The sequence below is a fragment of the Methanoculleus sp. DTU007 genome (genome assembly GCF_001512385.1).
Lineage (GTDB): Archaea > Halobacteriota > Methanomicrobia > Methanomicrobiales > Methanoculleaceae > Methanoculleus > Methanoculleus thermophilus.
In genome coordinates this window covers 46837-54031 of record NZ_LFRO01000033.1, presented here as the reverse complement: position 1 = coordinate 54031, position 7195 = coordinate 46837, and the positions used below count along the sequence as shown (strand labels likewise).

At 61.8% G+C, this 7195-nt stretch carries 8 protein-coding genes; all 8 read right to left on the bottom strand.

All coding sequences use genetic code 11. The annotated features are described in order from the left end of the window. Positions 1 to 283: 283 nt before the first annotated feature. Positions 284 to 1462 (bottom strand): PLP-dependent aminotransferase family protein, encoded by a 1179-nt coding sequence (locus ACI94_RS03880; RefSeq protein ID WP_066955139.1) that lies wholly within the window; start codon positions 1460 to 1462, stop codon positions 284 to 286. 46 nt (positions 1463 to 1508) lie between these two features. Continuing rightward, entirely contained in the window at positions 1509 to 3248 is a 1740-nt protein-coding gene (locus tag ACI94_RS03875) for a DUF2070 family protein (RefSeq protein ID WP_066955136.1), read from the bottom strand. Positions 3249 to 3331: 83 nt separating this feature from the next. After that, complete coding sequence (locus ACI94_RS03870; RefSeq protein ID WP_066955134.1) at positions 3332 to 4222, bottom strand: carbohydrate kinase family protein; 891 nt, start codon at positions 4220 to 4222, stop codon at positions 3332 to 3334. Next, a complete protein-coding gene (locus ACI94_RS03865) occupies positions 4219 to 4557 on the bottom strand; it encodes a DUF555 domain-containing protein (protein ID WP_066955131.1) in 339 nt (112 codons plus the stop codon). Before ACI94_RS03865 ends, ACI94_RS03870 begins: the two co-directional genes overlap by 4 nt. A gap of 19 nt (positions 4558 to 4576) precedes the next feature. Next, positions 4577 to 5104, bottom strand: coding sequence for a nitroreductase family protein (locus ACI94_RS03860; RefSeq protein ID WP_066955128.1), 528 nt, complete (start codon positions 5102 to 5104; stop codon positions 4577 to 4579). Beyond that, a complete protein-coding gene (locus ACI94_RS03855; protein ID WP_066955125.1) occupies positions 5091 to 5447 on the bottom strand; it encodes a hypothetical protein in 357 nt (118 codons plus the stop codon). The genes ACI94_RS03860 and ACI94_RS03855 overlap by 14 nt, the downstream gene beginning before the upstream one ends. Before the next feature lie 56 nt (positions 5448 to 5503). After that, positions 5504 to 5815, bottom strand: a complete 312-nt coding sequence (locus ACI94_RS03850) for a DUF5350 domain-containing protein (RefSeq protein WP_083524730.1) — start codon at positions 5813 to 5815, stop codon at positions 5504 to 5506. 90 nt (positions 5816 to 5905) lie between these two features. Beyond that, positions 5906 to 7195 (bottom strand): Glu-tRNA(Gln) amidotransferase subunit GatE (gene gatE, locus ACI94_RS03845; protein WP_286681105.1); only part of this gene is annotated, 1290 nt, incomplete at its 5' end.

The window sequence follows — 7195 nt, the reverse complement described above, 5'->3', positions numbered from 1 at the left end:
ATCTTAAGTCCGGCGCCTTTGGCCAGGCTTAGCTACCCTCGCTCAAAGGATCCTGTACCTATTGTCAACCGAAGGTATTAAGTCCGACGCCCGGCGGGGTCTCTGGCGAAGATCAAGTCCGGCAACCTCCCCCGCCATAACCCCGGAGCCGGAGGTGATCTGAAGGCCGAGCACGGATGATTGGAGACGCGTCCCGAAGCGGCTCGGCCCTCTTAGAGGCTACAATCAGGCATCTTCGCCCGATGACGCGGTATCCCTCGCGCGCCCGGCTTCGCGCAGTTTCTCATTCCAGCCTCCGGACCACCCTCGCCAGCCGGTGCATCCCCTCGACGATCTCCTCCTCACACGCCGCCGAGAAGTTCAGCCGGATCGTATCCTCTCCCCCGCCGTCGACGTAGAACGGCACCCCGGGAAGGACCGCGACGCCCTCCTTGATTCCCTCGTAGAAGACCTCCATCGACGAGAGACCGTCCGGCAGGGTCGCGGTCATGAACATCCCGCCCTCAGGCGTGGTGTGGGTCATCCCCGGCGGCATCAGGTCGTCGAGGAGGTCGCAGACCAGCCGGCAGCGCTCCCCGTAGACCGCCGCAACGCGGCGGACATGGGCGTCGAGATCGTGTGTCACGAGATAGCGGTGGAGGATCACCTGGGAGAGGAAGTTCGAGTGAAGGTCGGCCGCCTGTTTTGCAACGTTGAATTCCTGAAGGATCGGCTCCGGCGCATAGATCCAGCCTATCCGCATCCCGGGGGCGACGATCTTGGAAAACGACCCGGTCATCACCGTCTGTTCCGGCAGATAACGCTTCACCGGCAGCCGCGGCCTCCCGTCGAAGAAGAGTTCCCCGAAAGCGTCGTCCTCGTAGAAGACCGTATCCGTCCCATCCAGGATCTCCGCGATACCGCGGCGTTTATCCTGCGAATACGTCCTCCCCGAGGGGTTCTGAGAGTTAGGGATACCGTAGAAGAACTTCGGCGCATAGTCCCGGACGAGCGATGCAAACGCCGCAAGGTCCGGCCCATCCTCCTCGAGCGGGACTGCGTGGAACACCGGTTCGTAGAGAGAGAAGGCCTCGATCGCCCCGAGATAGCCGGGCCGCTCCATCCCGACGGCGTCGCCCGGGTCAAGGAAGATCTTTGCGACGAGATCCAGGCACTGCTGTGAGCCGTTCACGATCTGGATCTCCTCTGGTCTCGCCGGAAGACCAAGTCGCTGCCGATAGCGGTCGGCGATGAACTCCCGGAGCGGCAGGTAGCCATCCGTCGTCGTGTACTGCAGGGCTTTGCTGCCCATCTCATCAAAGACCTCACAGGCCGCCTCCCGGATCCCGGCAACATCGATGTAGGCCGAGGCCGGCAGACCGCCGGCAAACGTTATCACCCCGGGCGCTCCCGAGACCCGGAAGAGTTCGTCGAGGAACGACTCAGGAATCCGTCCCATCCGACCAGCGAACCGGTAACTCATGATGAAGGTTTGGGCGTATAGAGAGAAAAATGCCGGGGATTTCGCCCTACTGGAGGGCGATGTAGAGGAAGACCGAGAGCAGAAACGCAAGGACGAGGATCATGAAACTAATGGGTGCGATGAACGCAAGCATTGCATTCACGGTGCTTGCAAGCTGCGAGACCCGCTGCGACCCAAAGACGACGATCCCCTCGCACGAGGCCGTCGCCGCCCCGACTCGGGCGGCCGCAAGATCGGCGACCGCTTCGGTGACCGCTCTCTCCACATATGGGACGATCTCCTCCACCGGCACCCTGTAGCCGACCGGGTTCTTGCCGCTGACGGTGTTCACCGTGTGGGTATCGGTGGTCATGATCTCGGCCTCATCGACGTGGGCGAGCGCCACGGAGAGCAGGCGCTCCCGAACACCCGGGGCCATGTTGTTCCCGTCGATCAGGACATAGGCCGCCCGCCTCCCGCCGACCTCGGTCGCCAGCACCTGCACCCCGAGCGACCCAAACCCCTGCTCGCGGGTGAACGGGACCCGGACGTGGGAGACCCCAACCGCGAGCGGCCCACAGGGGATATCCTTTGCGACCCGGAACCCCTCTCGAGCTGCGGCGATGTACTCCGTCGCGACCCGTGTTGCCGGGAGGACAGGGGACTCCACACTGATCATACAGTTGTGGGCGTCCACGAAAGCGACCTCTGAGAAGGCGCACCGCCCTTCGGCCATGATGGCAAGGCCTATCGAGTAATCGAGATCCTCCGTCCGCTCAGGTGAGCGGGTGCTCACCATCAGGAGGGCATCCCCGAACCGCTGGCAGAGGATCGATACCGATCCCGCTCTGACCCTGACCGGGGGGCTCGCAGTCCCGGTGAAGGTGACATCCTTTCGGGACGCATCAACGGCGCGGGCGATCTTCGTGATCTCGCTCTCCGAGACCAGGTTGAAATCGTGCGTGGCGCAACCGTGGGCGACCAGCGTCTCCTCGGGGAACGTGTCATGGAGGATTCGGGGGAGGTTGCCGCCGCCGACGTCGCCCATCGGGCCGGGGTGGACGTTCGGGACCGTAAAAAGGACGTCCTTTCCCGACTCCCGGGAGAAGAAGAGCGAGACCTGCGGGACATAGACCTCCTCGCCGATCTCCCGGAAGAAGTCCTCCATATTCTTTGAGCCGTCGGTCAGGTGGGCGATGAAGGTATTGAGGAAGTTAAGCCCGCTGATCTGAAAAGCGCGCTTTAGCGGCCGCTCGATGAGCCAGATCAGGAAGACGAAGATCAGACCGAAGACTACCTGGAGGAGGAGGGCATAGGGGACGAATCCTGGATCAAAGAGCCAGGCACCTACCGCTATCCCTGCAGCCCCCTGAAGAAACGCAGGGGGAACCATCCGGCCTACCCGGTAGTCGGCCACGGCAACAAGGACCAGCAGCCGGAGGCCGGAGGTCAGGCCGAGTGCGACCGCGTAGAGGGAGGGGAGGATGCCGCGACCGAACACCAGAATCGGCGAGAGGCTCAGGATAACCGAGAGAACCGTACAGGTCAGCGCAAGAAGAGCCGAGCGGTTCCAGGTTATCAGTCGGCCGGATGCCTGCACCAGCGGAACTGTCAGCAGGAATGCGATCAGTGCCGGGACCGAGAAGCCGAGGGTGCCGAGCAGGAAGAACTCGTTCCCCGCCCGGTAGGTGGCGGCATCGATGATGAAGCCGAGCACAACGATGAGCGCAAGTGAACGCGGCCAGGAGGGGGCCGAGAAGATGTATCGGGTAAGCCCCTCGACGCGCACATCGGGGCCGGAGTCCATCAGCCGCCCCCCGCTGCCGCTCTCATACCGGGGGCAGGAGCCGGCACGATTGCGCCGGCAAACTGTGTAACATACCCCATAACTCAGTTAAATGTTTCTCCGATCTCGCCAAAGACCTTCCGATACCGTTCGAGCATTTTGTCCCAGTCCGGGAGGTTCGTCTGAGTGCCGGCCTTCTCAACGACGAAGGATGATACTACCGCCCCCACACGGCAGCAGTCGAGCGGCGCGTAACCCCTCGCAAACGCCACAAGGAACCCGGCCCGATAGCCGTCGCCGGCCCCGGTGGGATCGACGGCGTTCACCTTGACGGCCGGAATATGGTGCTCCTCGCCGTCCATGCAGAGGAGGCTCCCCTCTGCCCCGCGGGTCGTGACCACCATCGGGACCGATGCGACAAGCGCCTCCCGCTCCAGCCCCAGCATATCGCACATCCGGTCCATCTCGTGATTGTTTGAGAAGAGGATATCGATATTCGCAAGGATGATCTCAAGTTGATCGGGGGTATACCGGAGAAGGTCCTGACCCGGGTCGAAGGAGGCGAACTTGCTCTTCTGGGCTACCCGGACATTGTAATCGGGGTCGGCCGTCGCCATATGGACAAAGTCGAGAGCGGGAGGTTCGGCCTTGGCAAACGCTACTGACGCGCCCCACTCAAAGAAGGTCTCCTGGTCGCCGTCATCGTCCGTAAAGACATACGCGGTCGCGGTGCGGGCGTCTTTGACCAGGATAAAGTCCTGCATGATCCCGAGATTGTGCATCCAGAGGTCGTAGTCGCTGCCCGGAAAGTCCCCGCCGACCGAGGAGACCAGCCGGCACCGCTCGCCAAGCGTCGCAATCCCGGCAGCGATGTTCGCCGCTCCGCCGCCGAAGTAGACGTCATGACCGATGATATAGGTCGAATTATGTCTTCCCGGGATCTTCGGGACCCGGAAGAGGTGATCAATGGCCGTATGCCCGACGACGGCTATCATATCTCCTGCACATCCTGAACCTTCAGCGGGACATCGCGCAGCGCTTTCCCGATGACCGACTTTGCAATCCTTGCTGCATGTTCCGCAGACTCCGCGCGGAAGACCTTCATCTGGAGCACAAGCCCAACCAGGGCGGTATTCGCCACGACCAGAGCGGTGTTCAGTTCTCCCTCACAGTAAGGGCAGGCGACCATCCCCGCCTCGATCTCAACAAACTTTGCCGAGGGGTTGAGCCGTTTCCCCGCCTCGCTGATTGCGATGCTCACGGCATCGTCCATGGATTTAACATCCTTAATTATCCACGCTGACTCAAGCGTAACCAAATAATCCGGCATAATCTCTCCAATGTAGTTCCTACCAGGTCTCACGGTGCAGGTGCTCATTCACCGGCATCCGCTCCATGGGCTCGAGCGGTGGCGTCCCCCTGCCCACAGAGAGAAGCGCGACCGGCCGGACGTGTTGCGGAAGACCAAGGATCTCGCGGATATCGTCGTCGCTGAACGCCCCTGTCCAGCATGAGTGCAGACCCCGGGCGTGTGCGGCGAGCATCATATACGTACAGGCAATGGTGGCGTCCTCGAGTGCATAGAGGATTCCTCGCTCCCCATAGTGCGACATAGACCGAACGTAGTTTGCGCAGACCACAAAGATCGCAGGCGCATCCTGGATCTGCTGCTGTTCAAAGGCCGCAAGTGCAAGATCCATCCGGAGATCCTCATCGGTGACGAGAACAACGTCCCAGGACTCACGGTTGCCGGCGCTCGGCGCCGTACTCGCACAGGCAAGGATATACTCGATATCCTCCGGTTCGAGCGGCTCTGCGGAGTAACTCCGGACCGACGACCGCGTCTTTAGAAAGTGAAGGAGATCAGATGAGTTCATGCTCTTTGAGCGTCTCCCACGCGGCCTGGGCTGCAGTTGTAACGGCGCTGACGGCTCGGCCCATCCTCTCTGAAGCAGTGCCGAGTTCCATGCTCTCGGTCAGGCTGATCGCTTCGTTGAGGTGGTCGATGGCTTTCTTAAACTCGCCATTCCCGGTATCGCCATAAGCAAAATCGAGTTCCGAGCGAATAGACTCGAGCACCATCAAAAGCATCCGCTTCCCACCGGGTTTCTCCTGGATTGGGAACTGGATCAGGGCAGTCATCAACTGCGATCCGACAACCAGCTCAGATTTCGCCCGTTCGGCGAACTGATAGGTCTTGATGGCGGTTTTGAGATCCATACCACATACTGGAACTCGCAAGTATAAAAAGTATTGAAGGAGAAGAGGAGACCCAATTATCTCGATTTCTGCTTGGTTCCGAGAGCCGACACTTTGGCGCGCCGTATGCACCGGCGTACCCGCACGTCCATAGTGGGGGCACTACCTCTGCCGCGCCCGCTCCCGCTTGCGCTCCGGCCACGTCCACCCCGGCCACCGCGCCGCGGGTCCTGCCCATCTCTGCTTGTCCGCTTGTAGATGTCCGCCGCAGGCTTGAACCGCTGGTTCGGACCGGGCTTCTTCACTTCGCCTTCACTTGCAGGGACGAGCCGTATCTGTCCCTTCACGCCCTTAACCTGGGCCCATAGAACGCTTCCTGTCTTTCCCATGATAAAACTCCTTTATATTTATGAGCAGACCCGTTGATAAAAGTTACCGGGAGCCGGCCAGGGCCGGTCCCGATAGAGAGCAAATGCAGATCAGGAGAGCAACTGCTTTAGCTCTCGTCGAAGGATCTCGCTGACGACTTTTCCATCCACGCTTCCCCGGAGTTCCTGCATGACGACACCCATCAGGGGGCCAAGCGCGCCCATGCCCCTCTCGCGGGCAAACTCCTGCCGTTCGGTTACGATACGATGAACGATCGCCTCAACATCGGCCTGCGAGACTGCAGGACTCACCTTCTCGATAGCCGCATTCACCCGTTCTTCCGGTCCCCCAACCGCACCGTCTGCCGTCCGCGCGAGTTCGGTGATGAGATCCGGGATCGCCTCCTTTGCAGCCCGACCGGCCTCGACCGCCACGAGAAGGGCAAGGAGTTCGCCCTCGCTCACCCGATCGACGGCAACGCCGTCGCGGGCAAGCTCGCGGCAGGTGGCAAGGAGTGTCCTGGCCGCGAGGGTGGGACGGACACCGGCGGCGACCGCTTTCTCGAAGAGCGGCAGTCTCTCGGAGAACGCCACCTGCCGTGCCAGAGCCTCATCAAGCCCGAACTCGCGGACGAACCGGGCGGCCCGGTCGGTGAGGAGTTCAGGGACCTTGATGCTCTCCCAGCGGTCCGCATCGATCGTGACCGCAAAGACATCGGTCTCGGGGTACATCCGGGCGGCTCCCGGGAGCGGGCGCATGTAAGCTGTACTTCCACCCTCAAGCATCTTCCGAGTCTCCTCGGGAACCCCGGAGAGAGCCATCTCCGCGCGGATCAGCACCTGCTCGATCGCACAGCCGGCACGCTCCCGCCCGGCCGCCACGATGACGACCGCGTCGTTCTCCCCGGCACCGACGAACTCGCGCAGGCGTGCCACCTCTTCTGCCGTGACGCCATAGGCTGGGAGCTCGTCGGTGTGGAAGATCCCTCCGACCCCGCACTTCTTCGCGTAGTCCGACATCTCGCTTCCAAGACGGCGGCCGGGCTGGATCTCCCGTCCGACCAGTCCTGCAAACCCACAGAGTTTGACTGCGAGGATGGCCTTCGCCTTCTTCAAGATAGAAGATTTCGTTTCGGCAAAGATGGAAGTGACGTCGATGACGTTGTGGTCTACCCGGGCGCCCCGCTTTACGAGTTCGTCGCGGATGGCAAGGAGGTTTGTCTGCCGCTGCACCTCACGGCGGACCACCTCGGCGATGAGATCGAGGTCCTGGACACCCTTGATCTCCACCCGGGCGCCGTCCGCGATCGAGACGTTGATGTCCTGCCGGATCGTCCCAAGCCCCCGTTTCACCCGGCCGGTCGAGCGGAGGACCATCCCGATGTACTCGGCAACCTCGGC